Source organism: Hymenobacter sp. BT491 (assembly GCF_014349165.1).
Taxonomy (GTDB): domain Bacteria; phylum Bacteroidota; class Bacteroidia; order Cytophagales; family Hymenobacteraceae; genus Hymenobacter; species Hymenobacter jejuensis.
In genome coordinates, this window is sequence record NZ_JACSJJ010000003.1 from 597,502 (window position 1) to 620,307 (window position 22,806).

The window sequence follows — 22,806 nt, forward strand, 5'->3', positions numbered from 1 at the left end:
TGACTCCCTCGGCTCCTAGCGAGTCTACGGAGTACCTTTTTTGGCCGCACGTTTTTTATCCGGCAACGGATAGATCTTCAACTCTTTATACGTCGAGACCGGATCGAGCTCGCGCCGAAAATCTACTTCGCCCAGCACACCAATCACCAGCTCGGCGGTGGTATAGATGATGTTGCCCGGCAACAGGTGCCCGCCGATGGTGCGCCCCGTCGAATCGGATACGGCCAGGTGCAGGTGGCTGCCGTTTACGGAGAGCGTGCCCACCAACGAGACAATTTCAAAATGCCCGCGGTACACACTGGGGCCCTGTTGGTTAGCTAGCCGCAGGGTGGTAGTGGTAAGGCTGCCCACGCACGTTACAATGGCCCCGGCCCTCACCTGATGGCCCTCCACGAAAGCCATTAGCTCCTTCTGCAAATCCTGCCCCGGCTGCAAACGCAGGGAAAACGTGCGCATCGACGAAGGCAAGGCAACTGCAGTAGCAGGCGTAGACATGGGTTTTTGAGCCAAAACAGCCGGAGCACCGAGCCCCAGCCAACATACTACCAGAAAGAAACAACGCATACAATCAGTTTCGGGCTCAGAAACGCAGGAATACCGTACGCTTCCGGCTGCCTAAACATAGCGCTTTTTAACTGTAGCGCGAGCCGCCCCATAACGAAAAAGGTCGGTTGTAACCGGCCTTTTTAGAGAAAACATTATACTATAACAAACACATAATCTATTGATTATCAATAAATTACCTATTAAAGCTTACCGTACCGTTGTGTACTTTGATGTTGACGTTACCAGAGTTTTTGGTCAGGGCAGCGCCGTATTTGCCTTGCAGGTCGCTGGCGGAGGCGCTGATGGCCGTGGGCTGCAACTGTACCCACCGCTTATCGATGTCCACTTTGCCGTGTTCGGTGTTCACGTCGAAGTTGAAGCCGGCGTCGTCGGGAAAATTGAGCAGTATGGTGCTGAAACCGCCGGCTAGGTTGATGCGCTGGAAGTTTTTGCCGGTGTTGCGCACTTCAAAGGCGGGGCAGTATTGCAGGGTCATGTCCAGCTGATTGCGCAGCTTGTCGATGCTGAACTTGCTGTACCCGGAAGTGCCACTCAGGTTGTGCACGGTGCCCAGCGCGACTTCGCCGTACTTGCTGTGCACAGTCAGGTTCTGCACCGAACCAATGTCAATATCAGAGTAGTTGTTGCGCAAATCCACGGTTTGACCCGCTTCTAAATGCAGCTTGGAGTACGAGGCATCGATGCCGGCTTTGCGGGCGTAGGCGATGGTGCCTTGGCCGTTGCCCACGCGCACCAGGTTTTGGGCGCCTTCGAGACGGTCGGTGTGGAGCACACCGTATTCCACGGCTAGCTCCGTAGGGCCGGTTAGGTCGCCGTTGATGCTGATCTCGCCGAAGCTGTTATATGCCCGCAACGGTGTGTTTTTGGGCATCCAGATGGTATAATTCACTTCGTATAGCCGCAGCCGGCTCCAGCACGCGCGGGGCATCAGGCCGAAGCGCGACTTGGCCGAAATGCCGCCGGTAGCGGGGTCGTTGGCGACCAGCAGCACCTGAATCATATCCTGCAGCTGCTGGGCTTTCTCGTCGGTATCGGCCCGGGTGATGATTTCCACATCGGTCCGGATCTCGTTACGGCCCCAAGTGTTAATCTGAACCCGACCGTAACGCGTATCCAAGGCGTAGAGCCGGCCGGCCACCGCCGGAAACGTGCGGCTCAGGTGGCGTGATTTCTCTACAGCCGGCACCGTTCCGGCGCCATCTTGGTCGGGGCCTTCGGTACTGGGTTGTTGGTTGTCGCTTTGAATCGCATGCGGTTGCTCCGTCAAGATCAGCGTAGGGCCTTCCGGACTGGGGTCGCAGTAATACTGAATCTGGGTGGCGTTCGAAAGAGCCGGGGTTACCTCCTGCCCTTGCGCCTTGCCCGCAGTAGCAGAAGCCAGCAGCACTACCACCGCTATAGCCCAGAATTTACACTTGATGAGCAAGGAGTTCATATAGTTTAGCGGGCAGCAGCGGTAGCCGCCGGTTCGGTGGCAGGAGAATGATAATCCTGAATACGCTCGCGGGTGCGCAATTGCTGATTCAGAATGTCGAGCCGGATTTGCAAGTTGCGGTTCATGGCATCCAGCACCACGTCAGGCTCGGGGTTGCGGTAGAGCTCAACTTTGAGCTGCCGATACGTCGAATCTAGCTCGGCCAGCTCGTTGCGCCAGTCGGCGCCGGGCGTCAGCGCGGCTTCTTTGTCCAGTTGCCGCAGTTCGCTTTGCCGCTCTGTGATTTGGTTGGCGTAGTAGGTTTCCATGCGCTGTACCGCCGAAGTGAGGCGCTGGGCCGGGCCTTCGGTAGCTTGCGTGGCAACAGGCGACGACCCCAGATACAGGAAGGATTCGGGCTCGTCAGCACGCGGGGTTTTCACCACAGGCACCGTTTTGCTCTTGGTCCAGATGGCCCCTACTTGCTGCAACGGTGCTTCGCGCTGCAACCAGAAGCCACCGCCAGCCAGCAACAACACGGCTGCGGCGGCCGCAATCCGGTAGCGGAAGCCCTGCTTAGCACCTTTCTCTGGGGCAGCAATTTCGGGTTCGAGCTTTACAATACGCACCGATTCCTCGTCCTGCGCCTCGGGGGCCGCAAGCTGACTCTCAATTTCATCCCACAAATTCGGGCGCGGCTCAAAAGCATCGAAGTCGGCGCGCTGGCGCTCGACAAAGGCTTCAAGTCCGGTTTTCTTCTCGTTCATATAGGTGGTCAAACGCGCAGTTGGTATCAGGTCACTCGCTCACCGTCGAGGAGGTGGGGCGGGCAGTGAGCGAGGCCCGGCAAATGGCAAGGTTACAATCCGTGTTGGCGAGCGAGTTCCAAGAGCTTCTTACGCGCACGGCTGTACTGCGATTTAGAAGTAGACTCGGTAATGTTTAAAATGTCGGCGATTTCGGCATGGTCGTAGCCTTCCAGCAGGTACAGCGACAACACAACGCGGTAGCCATCTGGGAGTTCCTGCACGCAGCGGCGCAGTACATCGGCCCGCCAGCTGATTTCTTCCGCATCGGGGCCGCCGAAGGTTTCGTCGCTGCTCGCTACGCCGTCGTGCTGCTCGGCTAAAGGCACCAGTTGCAGACGCCGGTTGCGTAAGCAGTTGATACTCTTGTTGATAACGATGCGCTTCAGCCAACTCCCAAACGACGAATCGCCTTTGTAGCTGTGCAGCTCCCGAAAGGCACTCAAAAACGACTCCTGCAACACGTCTTCGGCCTCGGCGTAGTCGCCCGTGATGCGCAGGCTCGCGTTGAACATGGCCTTAGAGTAGCGTTTATAGATCTCGGCCTGGGCGCGCCGGTCGCCTAGGCGGCAGCGCTCCACCAGGGGGGCATTGATGTCGGTGTACGCAACTGCTTCCATGCAATACGTGGTTGCGGTAAGAGAGAATGAGGAACGGTAAATTACCGCTTTTCGGGTGAAGCTGCTAACCTAGGCGAGTAAGCAACGAAAAGACAACCCACCGCTCGGCAAGGTTGCACCCCGGCGCGCACTTCTTCCAGAAGAGCGCTATCTCACGGCTTTCTTTGGTATTTTATAACGTTTTAGTACTCAACACTTAAAGCGTGTTAAGATTTTGTAAAACCCATTTATAGCATCCGGACTGCTCGGTGCATCATGGCGGCCTAATCAGCTTCGACTTTGCGCAGCAAAATGTCTTTTTTGCTTACTGTTCAGCTTACGAGCTCACTTTAGCCGGTTACCAATTGCATTCAAATTGCCAGTTTCGGATGTTGGGCTTCACGCGCGGGCCAAACCCTGCCGCAACACTATTGCCTCTAGGATAGCACAGTTGCGGGCGCGCCACGTACGGAAACGGCGCATACCAGGGAATGTCGTCTATTTTGACTTGCCACAGGTGCAACGAGCCCAGTTGCAAGGGCCGAAACTCATTGACCGAATACGGCGCGGGCCGAAACCAATAATTCGCCATACTCATTAACCCCTTGGTATTGTGGATCTTACCGCTATTAATGAGAATACCGATGCTGTGCATTTTCGTCCGGATGGGCAAGGCATCAAGCACAAACAGGTGGTTGGCCGGAACGTAGAGGTAGTGCGTTTGAATAAAGGTACGGTCGGGGGTGGGCACAATGCCTCTGAGCAAAGTGGTGTATTCGCGCGGCGTTAGGGTTTTGGGCAGCAGAAAATTGCGGTATTCGATGCTGAATACAATCACGACGATGATGCTCACCAAGGCCCCGGAGAACATTTTGACCAGCAGCCGGCTGTTGCGCAACGCGATTTCCCAGATGAAAGGCAGTAGCAGCAGGCACAGTGTAGACAGCAAAAAGCCGTAACCAAAGCGGAACGAAGGCGCTGAGATCGCCCAAAAAACAATTCCGCCTACTGCAATCGCCAACATGCCCAAGTGCGCCTTGGCCTGCGGAAAACGCCCTTGTCGGTATTGCCGAACACCAAACGGTACGGCAATCACCAACAGCAGCGGTAGAGCCACAGCCAGCAGCTTATTGTGTAAGCTCTGGCGTACCCACCACAAGGGCAGCCAGAAGCTCATGGGTTTGCCGTGAATGCTTATCTCGCTGTAAAACTGCTCGTTGCGAGCAAACTCGCGGATATATACGACGTGCTTTTCCAGCTCGGCCACCGGAAATTTCCAGTCGGGATTAAACAGGTCGATGGCCGCCAGCGGGAAAATCAGATAGCCGCTAATGAGTACGTTGCGAAGGCACCACGGCGCCACAAGCACGAGCGACAGCGCCGCCATCATCGCCAGAAAGTAGCCCGACCTACCCTGCCGGGAGCGAAAAAGCCACCACGCCGGCAACAGCAATACCGGAACCACCGACAGCTTCAGCGTAACCGCAAATACGCACAGCAGCATGACGGCGACGTGCGCTATGGTTAGGTCGCCTTTCGCAGGCAGCGGCAGCAGAATAGCTTGCAGTAGCAAAAAGAACACGATGATGGCCGCGGGCGGGTCGGGCGACAGCGAAGGCAACTCCTCTAACAGCCAGAGCGTCATGGTGGCCGTTAGGGCCACGCGCAGCACATCCACCGGTCGGAACTGCCCCCGAATTAGCCCCTCCAAGCCCAGCAGCCCGTACACGCCGAACAAGCAGAACAGCACCATATCCAGCAGGTGCAAGGGGTAGCCCACGTAGCGCCCCCAGCTAAACAGAGCCTCGGGCACAAACCACGCGGGATTGTAGCCGATGTGAATGTCGATGTTGGCCAGACCGGGCACTACCCCTACTTCTTCCAGCCACCGCACCGCTTGGGCATGGTACAGGCCAGTATCGACGTTGAGGGGTGGCATGCTGCTCACCAGCAACGCACTGAATATCAATAATATACTCAAACCCTGTACTAGTCTGTGCATTTCCTGCACGCGGGTCACGAGCTGTTGAAGCAGGTGCCGGCCAGCCGAATGAAGTAGTCCGGCGACCCCAAGCAGGCTGGCAACAATGTGGGCGCCGGTATGGATAGGCCCTGCCACCGACCACAGCTGTAGCAGCACGGTCAGCAACGCCAGCCCGCCCAACCAGGTTGTCAGGGCCGAAACGGGTGTATCGGGCAAGCGGCCACGAAAGATTAGGCGAATGGCTTGCACAAACCACACGCCCCATCCTAACGGCACTAACGTCGCATACATGCCTGCCAGCAACAGCAAGATCATACCGCTCTGAGCAATTGCAATAGGTTATAGGGACAGTATAAATCTAATTTTAATTTTCAATATAACAAGAGTCCACCCAATAAACAATTCGAGCGCTCACCCAAAGGCAAGCGCTCGAAGTAGTCACTGAGTTTATACGTCAAATTTAATCCCCTGTGCGAGAGGCAATTGCGTAGAGTAATTGATAGTGTTTGTCTGGCGGCGCATGTAGATGCGCCAAGCATCGGAGCCCGACTCGCGGCCACCGCCTGTTTCCTTCTCACCACCAAATGCCCCGCCGATTTCAGCCCCGGACGTCCCGATGTTTACGTTGGCAATGCCGCAATCGGAGCCGACATGGCTGAGGTAAGTCTCGGTTTCGCGCATGTTCAGTGAAAAAATAGCCGACGAAAGACCCTGGCGCACACCGTTTTGCAGCGCAATGGCGGCTTCTACATCTCCTTGATATTTAATGAGATACAGAATTGGAGCAAATGTCTCTTCCTGCACTGTGTGGTAATGATTTTCGGCCTCTACCAGCGCGGGCCGCACGTATGTGGGGCTAGGATAAGCATCGCCAGCGAGCACTTCACCGCCGATTAGCACCTTACCGCCTTCCTGCTGCACGGCTTCCAGCGCCTTGGTGAAGCCGGCTACCGCCTCCTGATCAATCAGCGGGCCGACCAACGTGCCTTCCTGCAACGGATTGCCGATGGGCAGCTTCGGGTAAATAGCCAACAAACGTTGCTTTACCTCCTCATAAATCGAGTCGTGGATGATGAGGCGGCGCGTAGTAGTGCAACGCTGGCCGGCCGTGCCCACCGCACCAAATACTACGGCCCGAATCGCAATTTCCAGGTCGGCGTGCTCGGTGAGAATAATGGCATTGTTGCCGCCCAACTCCAGCAGCGCCCGGCCCAATCGGCCCCCGACCACTTCGCCTACTTTTTTGCCCATGCGCGTAGAGCCCGTTGCCGATACCAGCGGCACCCGTCCGTCGGCAGCCATGGCTGCGCCTACGGTAGCATCGCCCAGCACAAGGCTGAATACGCCTTCAGGTATCTCATTCTCCTGCAACACATTACGAATAATGTTCTGCACTGCTACTGCGGACAGCGGCGTTTTTTCCGAGGGCTTCCAAATGCTGACATCGCCGCATACGGCGGCCAGCATGGCGTTCCAGCTCCACACAGCCACCGGGAAGTTGAAGGCCGAAATAATGCCGACCACGCCCAGCGGATGGTACTGCTCGTACATGCGGTGCGCGGGGCGCTCGGAGTGCATCGTGAAGCCGTGCAGCTGCCGCGAAAGCCCCACGGCGAAGTCGCAGATGTCGATCATTTCCTGTACTTCGCCTAGGCCTTCCTGCAGGATTTTGCCCATTTCGTAGCTCACCAGCTTGCCCAGTGGCTCCTTGAATTCGCGCAGCTTGTTGCCGATTTGGCGCACAATTTCGCCGCGCTTCGGGGCGGGCACCAAGCGCCAGGTTTTGAAAGCTTCCTGCGCCGTCTGCACCACTTGGTCGTAATCTTCGGTGGTGGCCAGGTTGATGGTGGCGATGCGCTTGCCATCGGCTGGCGACGTGATGGTGCGTTGCTGCCGGTCGTGTTCGCCGCCCCAGTTCAGGCCGGTGCTGTAAGCCGGATTTTCCGCCCGAATGCCGAGTTCGCGCAGAATGGTTTGGATGCCGTGCGGATCGGCGTGTGCAGGCGCGTCGCCGGTAGCGGTAGCTTCTTCGAGTGCTTGTTTCATGGGGTGGTTGGTTTGTAAAATGCCCTGTTTCGCTCCAACAAGGCCAAAGGCCGATCGTTTTGGTCAAACAAAGCTAACAAAAAAGCCTTCGCTGGCTGGCGAAGGCTTTTATTTGCAAATACCTGATTATTAATCAGTTACTCAGATTGGCCAATTGGATAGTAGGCTTTCCGGCCGTCGGGGTAAATGCCTTCTACCAGGGCGCCTTGATTGTCCTTGGCGGCTTCGAGGTAGCGTTGCACATCCTGAGGCTTGGTCACCTTGTTCTTATCGATACGGGTGATGATGAAGCCTTCGTCGATGCCGGTTTCGCGGAAGTTGCTGTCTTTCACACCGCTGATTTTAGCGCCGCCTTCCAAACCCAACTTGTTCATTTCCTGACGGCTAACTGGGGCCAGCGTCGCGCCTTCGTACTTGATGGGCTTGGCGACTTCCTCGCGCACGACTTCGGTTGTGCCGGTGGCATTGCGCAGGGTTGCACTCACGGTGCGGGCTTTCTCGTCGCGCAGGAATGCTACTTTGATCTTATCGCCGGGACGGAAGCGGGCCACTTGCTCTTGCAATTGCGAGGCCGTGTTTACTTTCACACCGTTGATTTCGGTGATGATATCGCCTTCCTGCAAGCCAGCGTCGGCAGCCGCGCTGTTTTTGCCCAGGCCTACCACATACACGCCGTTGAGGTTTTTCAGCTTCTTCTCCGAAGCCAGCGTAGCGTCGACTTCGCGGATGTTTACGCCGAGCAACGCCCGCTGTACCACCTTGTATTTCAAGAGGTCGTCGACCACCTTGCTCACGATCGAAGAAGGCACGGCAAACGAGTAGCCTTCAAACACACCGGTTTGCGAAGCGATGGCCGAGTTGATGCCAATCAGATCGCCGTTGAGGTTGACGAGCGCCCCGCCCGAGTTGCCAGGGTTCACGACAGCATCGGTCTGCAAGAACGACTCGATGCCCATGTTATCTTCACGACGCAAGATGTTGATATTCCGGCCTTTAGCAGAAATAATGCCTGCAGTTACGGTAGAGTTCAGATTGAAAGGGTTGCCGACGGCCAGTACCCACTGCCCTACTTTCACGTCGTCGGAGTTGCCGTAACGCACGAAAGGGAGGTTGTCGGCCTGCACTTTCAGCAGCGCCAAATCGGTGTTGGGGTCCGTGCCGACCAGTTCGGCTTTGAACTTGCGCTTGTCGTCGAGCACCACCTCAATTTTGTCGGCTTTGTCGATAACGTGGTTGTTAGTAACGATATAGCCGTTTGCGGCAATGATAACGCCCGAGCCGGAGCCCATCTGCGCGCCTTGCGAACGGCCGTGGTATTGCTCAATGTCGTCACCAAAGAATTGCCGCAGGAAGGGGTCCATGCGGGCAGTGCTGTTGTCACCCATCTTGGGCGCATACTCTGTCATCACGTGCACTACGGCCGGCGTCACGGAGGCCGCCGCCGCCGTAAAGTTCAGGCCTTCGGGCACTACGTAGTTGCTACTGCGCAACTCGCTGGTATACCGAACGTTGGGGTCAGCAGCTATCACCTGTGGCGCGTTGATGCGCTCGGGTTCCAGCAGCTTGTACCCACCTACGGCCACACCGCCGCCCAGTATAGCGGAACCGAGCAGGCCGAGCATCATTTGTTTTGCTTGCATGGGTAATAATGATGGTTTATTTAGAAAGAAGTCGCCTTAAGTTACAATACAATCGTGAATTCCGAATGAATTCGTACTTCACTAACGCAAGAGCCTAAAAGACTAGTATATGGTTGCATGCGTACAACAACGGAGCGAATAAAAAAGGCACCCAAAGCGGTGCCTTTTTTTCACTTCCGAAGGCGCTTAGCGCACTTCAATGTGGTGCTTTGTTACTTTGTTGGTATCGAAGGGCAGGCTTACACGCAGGATGCCGTCGGTGAGTTCGGCGTTGATGGCCGATACGTCCACCGTTTCAGGCAGGCGGAAGGAGCGCGTGAAGGTGCCGTAGGCCGTTTCTACGCGGCGGAATTTGGGAGCATTTTCATCGGCTGCAGACGCCTTGCGCTCGCCGCTGATAACGAGGCGGCCTTCCTGAAAGTCGATTTTAACGTCTTCTTTAGCTACGCCGGGCACAGCTAATTGCAGTTCAAAACCTTGAGCCGATTCGAGTACGTCGGCTTGTGGCACAAAGCTTTTGTCGGGTTCGTTGACGGCTGGTAAGGTGTCGCGGAGTAGCTCGTTTAGCACAGAATTGAAAGCGCGCGAAGGGCGAAGAGCAGGACGGTTGTTATACAGAAGAGTTGCCATGGTGATAAGCAGATTTCAAAGTCAGAAGTTGAGTGTACCGTTGTCGGTACGCCCTACTTCTATAAAATCTGTACCAAGGCAAAAACAGACTCTAACAACTGCCATTAAGTCTTAAAATTTCAAATTGCGAAATTAGACTAACAACCTCAAGCGCGATTTTGTCAGCCCATTATCTTTAAACGCCATATTTCACCACCTCACATCTATGTCAAAATGGCGTATACTGTTAGTGTTGGGTAGGTAACTGACGTCGTTCTGCGTTTAGCGCACCCGAGAAAATAGTAAAACGCGCATCCAGGCCCACGACTGGTGTTACCAGATTCAGGCGGCCGCCGGGAACCACTACTTTGCCGGTGCCGTCGGTTTGGGGCAGGGCGAAGGCGTAGGTGGTTTGGTGGCCAAACCAAGGCGTAAAATCAACGTGATCGGATAGCCGCACGCCCAGTTCGGCCCGCCAGTTTGAGAAGTCGATGAAGCGTTCCTTGGGCACGTCGAGGTCGCGCTGCAAACGCAGGTACACGACTCCTTCATATGCCAGCCGGGGCCGTAATGCCACGTGCTCCCCCAAGGGCACCAGCCGATCCAGGTCGAAGCGCAGTGCCGTTTGTGCCCGACTCGATCCCGATTGAAAAGGCACCAGATAACGCAGCCCCAGCCGCTGGCGGAAGTTAAAGCCACCCAAGGCGTTCCAGTGTCGGATCAGCAACTCGGGTAGTACTGCACCATCCAATCCGTTGCTTCCGCTACCATAGGACACGCCGCGTAGCGTAGCGCCCCAGCTCCAGCGGTCGTTCCAAAAGTGCTCGTAGCCAAAGTGCAACTGCGCTTGCTCGAACTTATTGGAGGCGTTGTTGCCGGTCGAGTGCAACAGGTTTACTGCGCCGTACACATAATCGTCGCCTTCCAGCGCTATTTCTGCCTGTGCTTCCGGTTGGAGTTGCGTTTCGTTTACAGCTCGCCGGGTTTGCGCCTGGCTGCGCTCAACGCAAGTGAAACAGCTGCCAATAACGAGAAACGGAATTAGAAACGAATAATTCACAACCAATTGATATACAAATACTTATAAAGAAGCCTTTTCGGCGTTACTTGGCTCTACTTGGGCTGGAGCCGCCAGTTCGCGCACAGCCAGCCACGCCATCAGGCCCGGCCCGGTTTCCAAGGCCTTGCTGTCGACGTCGAAGGTGGGTGTATGCACCGATGAGGCAAAGCGACCGTCGTCGGCGCGGGTGCCGAGACGGTAGAAGCACGAATTGGCGCTTTGCGAATAATATGCGAAGTCTTCGGCTGCCATCCACTGATCAATCTCGATGACATTTTCGGCACCCAGATATTCCTCGGCAGCGGCTTTTACGCGGGCCGTCAACTCGGGCTCGTTGTCGAGGCACGGGTAACCGCGCCGGATTTCGAGCTCGCAGGTAGCGCCCATCGATTCAGCCAAGCCTTCGGCCAGCTTGCGAAGGTGCACATGGGCTTCTTCACGCCATTTCTCATCGAGCGTGCGGAAGGTACCTTCTACGTATACCTCGTTGGGAATCACGTTGGTAGCGCCGTTGGCAATCACTTTTCCAAACGACAGCACCGACGCAATTTTGGGATTGGCGCGCCGGCTGACAATCTGTTGCATGGCCACGATCAGGTGGGCCGTGACCAATACCGGATCGATGTTGATGTCGGGCATGGCGCCGTGGCCGCCTTTGCCGCGAATGGTCAGGTACAGTTCGTCGGCGCTGGCCATGTAGCGGCCACTGCGCAAGCCGATTTTGCCAGCAGGCAGCATCGGAAATACGTGTTGCCCGAACACGCTGTCTGGCACCGGATTTTCCAGCACGCCCTCCTTGATCATGATGGAAGCGCCACCGGGCACGATTTCTTCGCCGGGCTGAAAAATAAGCTTCACCGTGCCTTCAAATTCGTCGCGTAGCTGCGACAGGATGCGCGCCGTGCCCAGCAACGACGACGTGTGTACGTCGTGGCCGCAGGCGTGCATCACCCCGGCGTTTTGCGACCGGTACGGCACTTCATTTTGCTCCTGAATGGGCAGCGCATCCATGTCGGCGCGCAAGGCCACCACGCGGCTTTCGGGGTTGCGCCCTTCAATCAGGGCCACCACGCCGGTTGTGGCCATAGCTTGCGGCTTAAGCCCAAGATTCTGAAGTTGTTCCGTGACGAAAGCAGCCGTTTGAAATTCCTGAAACGAAAGCTCGGGGTGCGCGTGCAGGTGGTGGCGCAACGCCACAACATCGGCCGCCACCTGGGTAGCCAATTGGTGAATGCGAGGAATGAGGTGCTCCACGAAATTAGGGGAATCGGACGCTAAAACGTCGTTTTGTTTAATACTACCTGCGCCGGTTGCAGCTCGGCTTTGGGTGCAAACGGCCGGATGCGCACCATGGCTTGCTCGGCTTCGAGGCGGGTTAGGTAATCGCCAATCCACAGGCGAAACACGGGTTGCTTAAACGTCATATAATCAGTCTCTTCCGGGTACCGACTAATGATGGCCCGGCGCGTCGCCATAGCCTGCTCGCGCTCCAGCCCTACATACGCCAGAATACGGAAACCCCGGGCATACTTCACGTTCTGATTGGTGTAGGCTTGGTCGCGCAGACGCTGCTCAATCTGGGCGTTTACGTGGTTGGTGGGCACCACCAATGGTTTGGCAGCGGCGCTCGCCGCAACCGTAGTTTTCGGCTGCGTAAACACAGGCCGGTAACGGCTCAGATCCTCCGCGGGTGCCGCTTGCTGGGCTGGGCGGCTTTTGGTGGTATCGCCGGATGCAGTGCTACGCGAAGAAGCACTCGGAGCGGATGCCGCGCAGGCCGACAAAGAATACAATATGCAGATAGTCAGCAATTTACAAAGCAGGTGTTTCATTTTCTTCCAGCAAAGCTAGGCTATTGGACGAACCCAGACGGTCGGCACCGGCCGCCAGCAAGGCCAGCGCGGCCACGCGGGTACGGATGCCCCCGGCCGCTTTGATACGAATGTTGGAGGGCAAGCTGCGGCGCATCAGCTCGATGTCGGCCAGCGACGCACCCCGACTGGCAAAGCCCGTGGACGTTTTCACGAAATCGGCGCCGGCCGAAGCGCATAGTTTACAGGCCGTTACAATTTCTTCTTCACTCAGCAGAGCCGTTTCGATGATGACCTTGAGAAGGGCATTCTTGAAATGACAAAGCTCCGCCAACTGCCCGATCTCCTCCTCTACTTCCTCCAGCCGTCCCGATTTGAACGCGGCAATGTTCATGACCATGTCCAGCTCTTTGGCTCCGTCCGTCAGCGCTTGGTGAGCCTCGAAGAACTTCACTTTCGTGATCTGATACCCTAGCGGAAACCCAACTACCGTACACACCAGCACGCTCGTTTCGCGGAGTTCGTCGGCGGCGAAGCGTACGTAGCAAGGCGGCACGCATACCGTAGCAAACTGGGCGGAAGCGGCTTCGGCGCACAACTGCACGATCTGCGAGCGGGTGGCATCAGGTCGTAGTAGCGTGTGGTCGATGCGCGAGGCGAGGTCCGTAAACGATGGAATCATGGGAAGAGGGTGGTTAGCAATAAGGTGGCCAGGAGAGCGTGAGCAATAATTTCCCAACCTACGTAAGCTCAGGCTTATACGCTAATCAATCGTTTTAAAACTAGTAGTGGCAGGCAGAAATCCTGAGGAATCTGCCTGCCACCTTTAAAAGTTGGTTTCTCGCGAAGCCAAAATGCTAGTCTACCAGCACGCAACGGTTGTTAAGCACGTCGTCTTCCACGGTTTTGTACTTCACATCGCGCACGATACGGCCGTCCATGTACTGCACGCTCACTTTTTCATTGCGGTTGGCAATTTTATGAGCTCGGATGGGCACTTGCTTTTCCAGCACCGGCGCTTCCGGCGCTATGTCTTCAGGGCCCGCCCCAAGTGATACCGAAGAGACTTCCTTTTGCGCTTTCAGCTTGGGAGCCGGCGCAGGCTTGGGCATTTCATCTTCCATAAAGTATTCGGGCTCAGCGTAGCCGTCCTGGCTTTGCTGCACCGGAATATCGGCGTGAAACAGGAACGAAACCGTTTCCTCGTTCACCTTGCCAATCATGTTTTTGAACAGCTCAAACGACTCGAACTTGTACACCAAAAGCGGGTCTTTCTGCTCGTACACGGCATTCTGTACCACTTGCTTCAGGTCGTCCATGGAGCGCAGGTGCTGCGTCCAGGCCTGATCGATAACCGACAGAACCACAACCTTTTCCATCGCCCGCAGCGCCTCGTGACCACCGTTGGCCTGCGCTTTGCGCAAATTGGCTACGGCCGTTACCTGCTTGCGACCATCTGTGAAAGGAATGGCGATGTTCTCGTACGGGGCATTCTGCGAGAGCAAATCGTTGACGAGCGGCAGCGTGTTGCCAGCGATGTGGTCGTTTTTACTTTCGTAATAGCCAAGTGCCTCATCATAAAGTCTTTGCGTGAGCGCAGGCGCTTGTAAGTTGCTGAGATCCTGTGCCGTGAGGTGCGTATCGTAGCCGAACACACGAATCACAGCCAGCTTGAAGTCCTCGAAGTCGTTGGTGAGCTTATGACCCGTTGCGATGTCTTCGCACACGTCATAGATCATGTTCCAGATGTCCAGCTCCAGACGCTCGCCAAACAGGGCATTGCGGCGGCGCTTGTACACTACTTCGCGCTGGGCGTTCATCACGTCATCGTACTCCAGCAGACGCTTCCGGGTGCCGAAGTTGTTCTCTTCCACTTTCTTCTGCGCCCGCTCGATGGACGAAGTAATCATGGAGTGCTGAATCACTTCGCCTTCTTCCAGACCCATGCGGTCCATGAGCTTGGCGATGCGATCAGAACCGAACAAACGCATCAGGTTGTCTTCCAGCGACACAAAGAACTGGGAAGAACCTGGGTCGCCCTGGCGACCGGCACGACCACGCAACTGGCGGTCGACGCGGCGCGATTCGTGGCGCTCGGTACCAATGATGGCCAGACCACCCGACTCGCGCGAAGTTTCCTTCAGCTTGATGTCAGTACCCCGACCAGCCATGTTGGTAGCAATGGTTACGGTGCCGGGGTAGCCGGCGTTGGCCACGATTTCGGCTTCCCGCTGGTTTTGCTTGGCATTCAGGACTTGGTGTTGGATGCCGCGCAGCTTCAGCATGCGGCTCACCAGCTCGGAGATTTCTACCGACGTCGTACCGACGAGTACTGGCCGACCGGCTTGCACCAGCGTCTGGATTTCTTCAGCCACGGCGTTGTATTTCTCACGCACCGTCTTGTATACCTTATCGTGCTCGTCCTTGCGGGAAATGTTCCTGTTCGTGGGAATTACCACCACGTCGAGCTTATAGATTTCCCAGAATTCGCCCGCTTCCGTTTCGGCCGTACCGGTCATGCCGGACAGCTTGTGGTACATGCGGAAGTAGTTTTGCAGCGTTACGGTAGCGTAGGTTTGCGTAGCGTCTTCGACGCGCACGTTTTCCTTGGCTTCGATGGCTTGGTGCAAACCGTCGGAATACCGCCGGCCTTCCATCACGCGCCCCGTTTGCTCGTCCACGATCTTCACCTTGCCGTCGTCGGTCAGGATGTATTGGTCGTCGCGTTCAAACAGCGTATACGCTTTCAGGAGCTGGTTTACGGTGTGCACCCGCTCCGACTTCTCCTGGTATTCCTGCATTAGATGTTCTTTCTGATGCAGCTTGTCTTCGTTACCTAACGTCTTGCTGTTCTCGATGTTAGCAATCTCGGCCCCAATATCGGGCATGATGAACAGGTGCGGATCTTCGCCCTGTGCCGTAATCAGGTCAATGCCTTTTTCGGTAAGCTCGATTTGGTTGTTCTTCTCGTCGATGGTGAAGTACAACGGCATATCGGCTTCGGGCATCTGCCGCGAGTTGTCCTGCAAATAGTAGTTCTCCGTCTTCTGCAGAATGGCACGCATCCCTGTTTCCGACAGGAATTTGATCAGTGGCTTGCTCTTGGGCAAACCCCGATAAGCACGGAACAGCATCAAGCCGCCTTCGCCTTCTTTCGGACCATCTTTTCCCTCTTTGATGAGCTTACGCGCTTGCACCAAGTAGTCCTGCACCAGCTTTTTCTGGGCATCGACCAGCATCTGGATGCGGGGCTTCAGCTGATAAAACTCGTGGATGTCGCCGCGCGGTACCGGGCCGGAAATGATCAACGGCGTCCGGGCATCGTCGATGAGCACGGAGTCCACCTCGTCGACCATGGCGTAGTGGTGCTTGCGCTGCACCAACTCTTCGGGGTCGCGCGCCATGTTGTCGCGCAGGTAGTCGAAGCCGAACTCGTTGTTGGTGCCGTAGGTGATATCGGCCAAGTAGGCCTTGCGCCGAGCATCCGTGTTGGGCTGGTGCTTGTCGATGCAATCGACGCTGATGCCGTGAAACTCGAACAACGGAGCATTCCACTCCGAGTCACGCTTGGCCAAGTAATCGTTGACGGTTACTACGTGTACACCCCGCCGCGATAAAGCGTTGAGGAAGGCAGGCAACGTCGATACCAACGTTTTGCCCTCACCCGTGGCCATCTCCGCAATTTTGCCTTGGTGGAGCACAACGCCGCCAATTAGTTGCACGTCGTAATGCACCATGTCCCAAGTGATTTCGGCACCGCCGGCGATCCACTTGTTGGCCCAAATAGCTTTGTCGCCTTCGATGCGAACGTTGGGCTTGGTGGCAGCATACGCACGGTCGTAGTCCGTAGCCCTCACGACCAACTGGCCGTTCTCTTTGTAGCGACGAGCCGTTTCTTTCACGATTGCAAAAGACACCGGCAGCACTTCCAGCAGCACAACTTCGAGATCTTTGTTGCGCTGCTTTTCAAGCTCGTCGATCTGATCGAAAATCTTCTCTTTCTGCGTTACATCCAGATTCGGCTGATCGGTGATCTGCTGGTGCAGGCTCGCAATCTGGTCGTCGATGCCTTTCAAATGGGCATCAATGCGGCCACGTACTTCCTCTGTGCGCTGGCGCAACTCATCATCGGAGAGTTGTGCCAGTTTGGCATATTCGGCGTTTATGAGCGCCACGTACGGGATAATCTCCTTCAAGTCCCGCTCCGATTTGGAGCCGAAGATCTTGGCGACGGTCTTCCCTAGAAAATCAAACATGCTGGTCTTTCTTAATTGAAACGCCGGGGCGCACCTCAAATTTACGGCGTTTTTCGGGAAACTCCCGGCCATATCGACGCCCCGGCCCCCGAAACGACGAAACCCTGCTACCTCAAAGAGTGTGCAGGGTTTCGCAAATAAGACCTATTGACAGGTCAGCGGAGAAGTTGGAGCCAGAATGAACAAGCTCTCACGGCTAAATTTTTTTCTGTCATTCCAAGCCGTAACGCCTTTTGTAGGATGTTGGCACGAAGGCGTTACCATTTAGCAAGCAGAGCACAAGCCCAAGATCAGCACCTAACATAACCATCAGTAATACCGATAGTTATGCTTGATAATTATTCTTTAGCCGGATCGCGCGGCACGAGTTTCTCCATGATGGAGGTAGAACCCGTAATTGAAGGTTTTTCGGCAGCCTTCTCCACTTTGTCGGTCAGTTTTTTGTACAAAGTCAGGGCTTGCGCCACCACTTGGTCCATGTTGTAATACTTGTAGGTAGCCAAACGGCCTACAAAATGAACGTTGGGGGTGGAATCCGCCAGCTTTTTGTACTTGTTGTAGAGTTCCGCGTTTTCGGGCTGCGGCACTGGATAGTACGGATCGCCTTCGGCTTTGGGATATTCGTACACGATGCTCGTTTTGGGGTGTTGCTGGCCGGTCAGGGCTTTAAACTCCGTGATGCGAGTGTACAAATGCTCGTTGGGGTAGTTGACTACCGGGGCCGGCAGAAACTGCTCGGTATTAAGCGTTTCGTGCTTAAACTCGAGCGAGCGGTATGGCAGCTTGCCAAATTTGAAATCAAAATACTCGTCAACCGGACCCGTGAAGATCATTTCCTTGAACGGAATGAAATCCATGATGTCGTGGTAGTCGGTATTGAGCATGATGCTGATGTTGGGATGGTCCAGCATGCGCTCAAACATACGCGTGTAGCCGTGCAGCGGCATGGCTTGGTAGGTATCGGTGAAGTAGCGACCGTCGCGGTTGGTGCGGGTAGGCACGCGCGAGGTCACCGACTTATCCAGCTCCGACGGGTCGAGGCCCCACTGCTTGCGCGTGTAGTTGCGGAAGAATTTCTCGTACAATTCGCGGCCTACTTTGCTAACTACCACATCCTCAGAAGTTTTAATAACCGGAATTTCTTCGGCCAACGACTCCAGAAACTGCTCTACCTCAAAGCTGTTCAGGCTCAGGCCGTAGAGTTTGTTGATGGTATCCAGATTAATAGGAATGGGCAAATATTGGCCATCGACGGATGCCAGTACGCGGTGCTCGTAAGGGCGCCAGTCGGTAAAATTGGAGAGGTATTCGAATACGTCTTTGGAGTTGGTGTGGAAAATATGCGGACCGTACTTGTGTACGAGCACGCCTTCTTCGTTGTAATGGTCGTAGGCGTTGCCAGCGATGTGGTTACGCTTGTCCACAATGAGGACTTTCTTATTAGAGCGGGTGGCCAAACGCTCGGCCAGTACGCTGCCGGCAAACCCGGCTCCGACGATGAGATAATCAAACATAGCTAAGCCTGTCTTGGTAGTGAGAAAAGAGCGATCCGAACGGATATGTTAAGCCTGGTCCGCACCGGCTCCGTTCAGGCCGCTGGGGTTAGAATTCAACTTCTTCTGCATCAAGTCCACCATTCCCTGCCACGTCAGATCCCATGAAATGGTATCCAAGTAGGCGTCGGTGCGACTACGCCAGTCGGTATCGTGGCGCTGCTCCAAGGCCTTTTCGATGGCCTTGCCAAACTCCTCGGCGGTTGCTGCTATCTGCACCAAATTCAGGTCGCCGTAGGGCCGCACTACGTCCCGAATGGGTGTGCTCACTACGGGCTTGCCGGCTGCCAGATACTCCGGCGTCTTGGTGGGCGAGATAAACTTAGTGCTCTCGTTATCAGCGAATAGCAACGTTGCTACATCCCAACCCCGTAAGTACGAAGGCAGTTCCTTATAATCCTTGCCACCCAGATAATGGATGTTGGTGAAACTGGGCAAAGTAGCCGGATCAATCTTAACGACAGGCCCAATTACCACAAACTGCCACTCGGGGTGCGCCTCAGCTAGCTGGCCAAGCAACTCAATATCAAGGCGTTCGTCGACTACTCCAAAGAATCCCACGCGCGGGCTTGGAATGGAAGCCTGATCGGCGGGCTCGGCGATTTCGGTGCGCGCTAAGCCAAAATGATCTTTGTCGATGCTACTCGGGAAAGCGTGCGCATCGTTGTGCTGCTTGCTTTTGGCTTCGTACAAGCTCTGGCCTCCCGTAAACACGAGATCGGCACGTTCAAACAACTCTTGCTCCAGTTCGCGCAGCTTGGGCGGGGCAAACTTGAAGTTTGCCAACTCATCCATGCAATCATAGACGGTGACCGCCGCCCGCAAATGCCGCGATTTGGGCAATGCCATGGGCGTATAGTACCATGCTACGAACTGGTCAATTTTATTCTCGGCAAAATACCGCGACAGCAATTCGGCCTGCAACTGGTTGGCGTCGTCTTCCGACAAGCCTGCCGGCAAATGGGCCACCACTACTTTCAGATCGTGCTGACGGTTTTTGACTTCGATGTGGGCGAAATCAGGTGCCGTCTGGTCGTGGTGGATAAAGGGCTCTTCAACGTAAAATACGCGGCCTTGCTGCGCAAAGCGGGATAATAAGTGCTGTGGACGCTGCCACACGAAGTCCCAATGCAAGTGTGCGAAACACACCAAATCGGGCAGGTTATGAATAGGTGCTGCGGTAGTAGAATCGGTCGTAGTAGAGAGTAGGTCTTTGGCTGTAGTGCTGGAGGAGGTACGCGGTGGTGCCTCCGCCGAGTTGGAGAGCGGCATATCAAAGAAGGTAGAAAGTAAGGTCTGAACCGGAAAACACCCGTTTAGGCAGGCTTCCGGTTCCGCAGCGCTTATTGTATACGCAGGTTGCCCTGAAAAGGATACTGAGCGCCTCAGATCACGACATGCAGCGCATACCCAGCAGGTCGGAAGCAAGCTAAAATAAGAGATAAATGCCTCTTTTCCAAAAACTTGCTATTCGGCGCTCAACTCACAGCAAGCACTGGAATTCAATGGCATCATCCCAGCCGGAGGCCGTGCGCAGCCATTGGCGGCGCGTACCGACCCGCCGAAACCCCGCCGCCCGAAAAAGCCGGGCGCTGGCTTCGTTACGGCTTGCTACTGTGCAGTAGAGCTGGTGCAAACGCAGGTGGTCGCGGCCGTACTGTAGCAGAAGTGCCAGCGCAGCGCGGGCGTAGCCGCGTCGTTGCTCGCTCGCTAGCACGGTGATGCCCACGCCTGCTCGCTGATGCAGCGGCTCGTAGTTAAATAAGTCGATGGTGCCGACCGGGTGCCCGTCGTGGGTGGCGCAGATAACCAAGCGCAGTTGCCGCACTTCCTGCAAATCGGCCCCGGCATGATCCAGATATTGCCGCAGCGTGTAGCGCGAAATGGGCGCCATCGTATCCGACACCCCCCAGATGGCGGGGTCATTCTCCAGCGCATACAAAAACTCCAGATCGGTGTCTTCGAGCGCTCTGAGCAGAATGGTGTCGGATTGAAGCAAATTTTAAAATAATTAACAACGATTCTATTTCATAAACAATTGATAATCAATTATTTATGAAATAGAATAAACAGCTTACAACTCAATATTTCCTTCGAAGACTTTGGTAGCCGGGCCGCTCAGATATACTTGGGTGAAAGAGCCGTCGGGGCGTACCTTAAAGGCCACTTGCAAGTCACCGCCGGGCGTGCGCAGCTGCACGGGGCTGGCCGCGCCACGGCGCGAGGCCGCCAGTGCCACGGCCGTGACGCCGGTGCCGCACGACAGTGTTTCGTCTTCTACTCCGCGCTCGTAGGTGCGCACCTGCCAAGGCTGTCCGGCCACGAGCGGTATCTCGACGAAATTGACGTTGGTGCCTTTTTCGCGAAAGCGCTCGCTGTAGCGCACGGCACGGCCTTCGGCAAACACGTTGAGCTCGGCCAATCGGCTCGACGGCAGAAAGCGCACCAAGTGCGGCGAGCCCGTGTCGAGGAAGATGTCGTCCTTTTCGATCTCTTGCTGGCCCGCCACGTCCTGCATCCGCAGGTGCACGGTGCCGTCGGCTTCGATATGGGCTTCGTGGGGACCATCGGCGGCCAGAAACTTGGTTTCTGCCTGAATTGCCCCCAGCCGATGCGCAAACGCTACGGTGCACCGCCCGCCGTTGCCGCACATTGAGCCTAAATAGCCATCGGCGTTGAAATACACCATCTCGAAATCGAAATCGGCGTGCTTGCGCAGCAGAATCAGGCCGTCGGCGCCGATGCCGCGGCGGCGGTCGCAGAGAAAGCGCACCAACGCGTGATTCGTAGCATCGAACTGGTGCGCGCGATCGTCGATCATGACGAAATCGTTGCCGGTGCCTTGGTATTTGTGAAAAGGAAGCCTCATGGAAGTAACGAAAGCACAAAGGTACGCCGCGCCGCCGCTTTTGCGGCGGCCAGCCAATTAGGTAAACGCTTTTTTGAGCAGCGAAATTTGTCCGACGTGGTAAAGGTTGTGCTGCACAACCCCATGAATCAGAACGTAATACGACGGGCCTTGCGGCCGATCCCAGTCGGAAGCGAGCTGACGGTTCAGGTCGTTGTCGTAGAGGCCGGCTACGGTGCCGGTTAGCTCGCGGTGGGCTTCTTGCAGGTGTTCGAGCGTCTGTTGCCAAGCAGCATCGTCGGCCGGACTCGGCACCGGCGGCCAGTTTTCGGAAGCGGGCAAATCGATCTTCTCATTTTGAGCAATGCGGCGCTCCACCGTCCGGACCCAAGCCGTAACGTGCAGCACGATCTCCCAAATGCTGTGGGCCTGCGGAATGGGCCGGGCGGCAGCCTGCTCAGCCTTAATATCGGCGAGCGTATCCATCAGAGAAGGCCCCGACCACGCTTCGCCATCGAAGGCGCGCCGGAGCTGATCGAGCATGCGGGTAATCTCTATCTCGTGCATAAACAATTGGTTATGTGACGCTTACTACCTTGCCCTAAGCAGGCGCGCCGCGTTCAGCTTCAATGTCCTACCTTTGGCTGCCCGCCCGGCGGCGGTTTTTCTGAAAGTTATGTATTCCTTCCTGACCACCGGAAACTGGCCCGATTACGAGTTGTTGGATGCCGGCAATTTTGAAAAGCTCGAACGTTTTGGTCGCTACATCTTGGCCCGGCCCGAGCCCCAAGCCATTTGGGACCCGCACCTGCCCGCCAGCGAATGGCAGCGCGCCCACGCCACCTTCACCCGCGAGAAAGGCAGCCAGGAGCGTGGCCAATGGAAGCTGAAGCCCGGCATGCCCGAGCAATGGCTCATCAACTACGACCAAGCCGGCCTGCGCCTGCGCTTCCGGCTAGGGCTGTCGTCGTTTAAGCACGTCGGGCTGTTTCCAGAGCAAGACCCCAACTGGCAGTTTATTTACGAGCAAACCAAACGACGCCAAGCCACCGCCCCGCGCGTGCTAAACCTGTTTGCCTATACGGGCGCCGCCACGCTGGCGGCCCGAGCCGCCGGCGCCGACGTAACGCACCTCGATTCGGTGAAGCAAGTCAACTTCTGGGCCCGCGACAACATGGAAGCCAGCAACCTCGACGGCGTGCGTTGGCTTGTGGAAGACGCCATGAAATACGTGCGGCGCGAAGTAAAGCGCGGCAGCAAATACCAAGGCCTCATCCTCGATCCGCCCGCTTACGGCCGCGGTCCCAACGGCGAGAAATGGCAGCTGGAAGATGAGCTAAACGAAATGCTCAAACTTTGCAAAGAGCTACTCGACCCCGAGGATCATTTCTTCCTGATCAACCTGTATTCGCTTGGTTTCTCGGCGCTGATCCTGGAAAACCTCGTTTCCGAAATCTTCCCTCAAAGCCAAGGCCAGCGCGAAATCGGCGAGATATACCTGCACGACCAAGGGCAGCGCAAGTTGCCGCTGGGCACCTTCTGCCGGTTCAGCACGGGCGGGTAGCGCCGCTCAGCAACTTTTGACCGGACGTAACGGGCTTATAATCAATGCA

The 22,806-nt window shown here is 56.0% G+C and carries 19 protein-coding genes; 1 reads left to right on the forward strand and 18 read right to left on the reverse strand.

Features of this window, described 5'->3' with window-relative positions; all coding sequences use genetic code 11:
- Window positions 1–24: 24 nt before the first annotated feature.
- From H9I52_RS14070 to H9I52_RS14150, 18 genes are all read right to left on the reverse strand, one after another.
- A complete protein-coding gene (locus tag H9I52_RS14070) occupies window positions 25–495 on the reverse strand; it encodes a PPC domain-containing DNA-binding protein (protein ID WP_262386077.1) in 471 nt (156 codons plus the stop codon).
- Window positions 496–739: 244 nt separating this feature from the next.
- Window positions 740–2,002, reverse strand: coding sequence for a hypothetical protein (locus H9I52_RS14075; RefSeq protein ID WP_187454380.1), 1,263 nt, complete (start codon window positions 2,000–2,002; stop codon window positions 740–742).
- A gap of 5 nt (window positions 2,003–2,007) precedes the next feature.
- Entirely contained in the window at window positions 2,008–2,748 is a 741-nt protein-coding gene (locus H9I52_RS14080) for a hypothetical protein (RefSeq protein WP_187454381.1), read from the reverse strand.
- A gap of 92 nt (window positions 2,749–2,840) precedes the next feature.
- Window positions 2,841–3,407, reverse strand: a complete 567-nt coding sequence (locus H9I52_RS14085; protein WP_187454382.1) for an RNA polymerase sigma factor — start codon at window positions 3,405–3,407, stop codon at window positions 2,841–2,843.
- Window positions 3,408–3,744: 337 nt separating this feature from the next.
- Window positions 3,745–5,685, reverse strand: a complete 1,941-nt coding sequence (locus tag H9I52_RS14090) for an LIC_10190 family membrane protein (RefSeq protein ID WP_187454383.1) — start codon at window positions 5,683–5,685, stop codon at window positions 3,745–3,747.
- A 132-nt stretch (window positions 5,686–5,817) separates the two neighbouring features.
- Window positions 5,818–7,416 carry an aldehyde dehydrogenase family protein gene (locus tag H9I52_RS14095; protein ID WP_187454384.1) on the reverse strand — a complete coding sequence of 533 codons (1,599 nt, stop codon included), beginning with the start codon at window positions 7,414–7,416 and terminating at the stop codon, window positions 5,818–5,820.
- Window positions 7,417–7,553: 137 nt separating this feature from the next.
- Window positions 7,554–9,056 (reverse strand): Do family serine endopeptidase, encoded by a 1,503-nt coding sequence (locus H9I52_RS14100; protein ID WP_262386078.1) that lies wholly within the window; start codon window positions 9,054–9,056, stop codon window positions 7,554–7,556.
- 186 nt (window positions 9,057–9,242) lie between these two features.
- Window positions 9,243–9,686, reverse strand: coding sequence for an Hsp20/alpha crystallin family protein (locus tag H9I52_RS14105; RefSeq protein WP_187454385.1), 444 nt, complete (start codon window positions 9,684–9,686; stop codon window positions 9,243–9,245).
- Window positions 9,687–9,912: 226 nt separating this feature from the next.
- On the reverse strand, window positions 9,913–10,725 hold the full coding sequence (locus H9I52_RS14110) for a hypothetical protein (protein WP_187454386.1): 813 nt from the start codon (window positions 10,723–10,725) through the stop codon (window positions 9,913–9,915).
- Between the two features lie 21 nt (window positions 10,726–10,746).
- Entirely contained in the window at window positions 10,747–11,979 is a 1,233-nt protein-coding gene (locus H9I52_RS14115; RefSeq protein ID WP_187454387.1) for a M20 family metallopeptidase, read from the reverse strand.
- A 20-nt stretch (window positions 11,980–11,999) separates the two neighbouring features.
- On the reverse strand, window positions 12,000–12,557 hold the full coding sequence (locus H9I52_RS14120) for a sporulation protein (protein ID WP_187454388.1): 558 nt from the start codon (window positions 12,555–12,557) through the stop codon (window positions 12,000–12,002).
- Window positions 12,538–13,218, reverse strand: a complete 681-nt coding sequence (gene deoC / locus H9I52_RS14125) for a deoxyribose-phosphate aldolase (RefSeq protein WP_187454389.1) — start codon at window positions 13,216–13,218, stop codon at window positions 12,538–12,540. Before deoC ends, H9I52_RS14120 begins: the two co-directional genes overlap by 20 nt.
- Before the next feature lie 175 nt (window positions 13,219–13,393).
- On the reverse strand, window positions 13,394–16,792 hold the full coding sequence (gene secA, locus H9I52_RS14130; RefSeq protein WP_187454390.1) for a preprotein translocase subunit SecA: 3,399 nt from the start codon (window positions 16,790–16,792) through the stop codon (window positions 13,394–13,396).
- Between the two features lie 338 nt (window positions 16,793–17,130).
- Window positions 17,131–18,306 (reverse strand): UDP-galactopyranose mutase, encoded by a 1,176-nt coding sequence (gene glf / locus H9I52_RS22855; protein ID WP_139515945.1) that lies wholly within the window; start codon window positions 18,304–18,306, stop codon window positions 17,131–17,133.
- A gap of 48 nt (window positions 18,307–18,354) precedes the next feature.
- On the reverse strand, window positions 18,355–19,617 hold the full coding sequence (locus H9I52_RS22860; RefSeq protein ID WP_222940506.1) for a glycosyltransferase family 1 protein: 1,263 nt from the start codon (window positions 19,615–19,617) through the stop codon (window positions 18,355–18,357).
- 211 nt (window positions 19,618–19,828) lie between these two features.
- On the reverse strand, window positions 19,829–20,344 hold the full coding sequence (locus tag H9I52_RS14140; protein ID WP_187454391.1) for a GNAT family N-acetyltransferase: 516 nt from the start codon (window positions 20,342–20,344) through the stop codon (window positions 19,829–19,831).
- Window positions 20,345–20,419: 75 nt separating this feature from the next.
- Window positions 20,420–21,214: a diaminopimelate epimerase gene (gene dapF, locus H9I52_RS14145; RefSeq protein WP_187454392.1), complete on the reverse strand. Its 795-nt coding sequence runs from the start codon at window positions 21,212–21,214 to the stop codon at window positions 20,420–20,422.
- 57 nt (window positions 21,215–21,271) lie between these two features.
- Window positions 21,272–21,760 (reverse strand): DinB family protein, encoded by a 489-nt coding sequence (locus H9I52_RS14150; RefSeq protein WP_187454393.1) that lies wholly within the window; start codon window positions 21,758–21,760, stop codon window positions 21,272–21,274.
- A gap of 109 nt (window positions 21,761–21,869) precedes the next feature.
- Between H9I52_RS14150 and H9I52_RS14155 the strand changes: the two genes are divergently transcribed.
- Window positions 21,870–22,757 (forward strand): class I SAM-dependent methyltransferase, encoded by an 888-nt coding sequence (locus H9I52_RS14155; protein WP_187454394.1) that lies wholly within the window; start codon window positions 21,870–21,872, stop codon window positions 22,755–22,757.
- Window positions 22,758–22,806 lie beyond the last annotated feature (49 nt).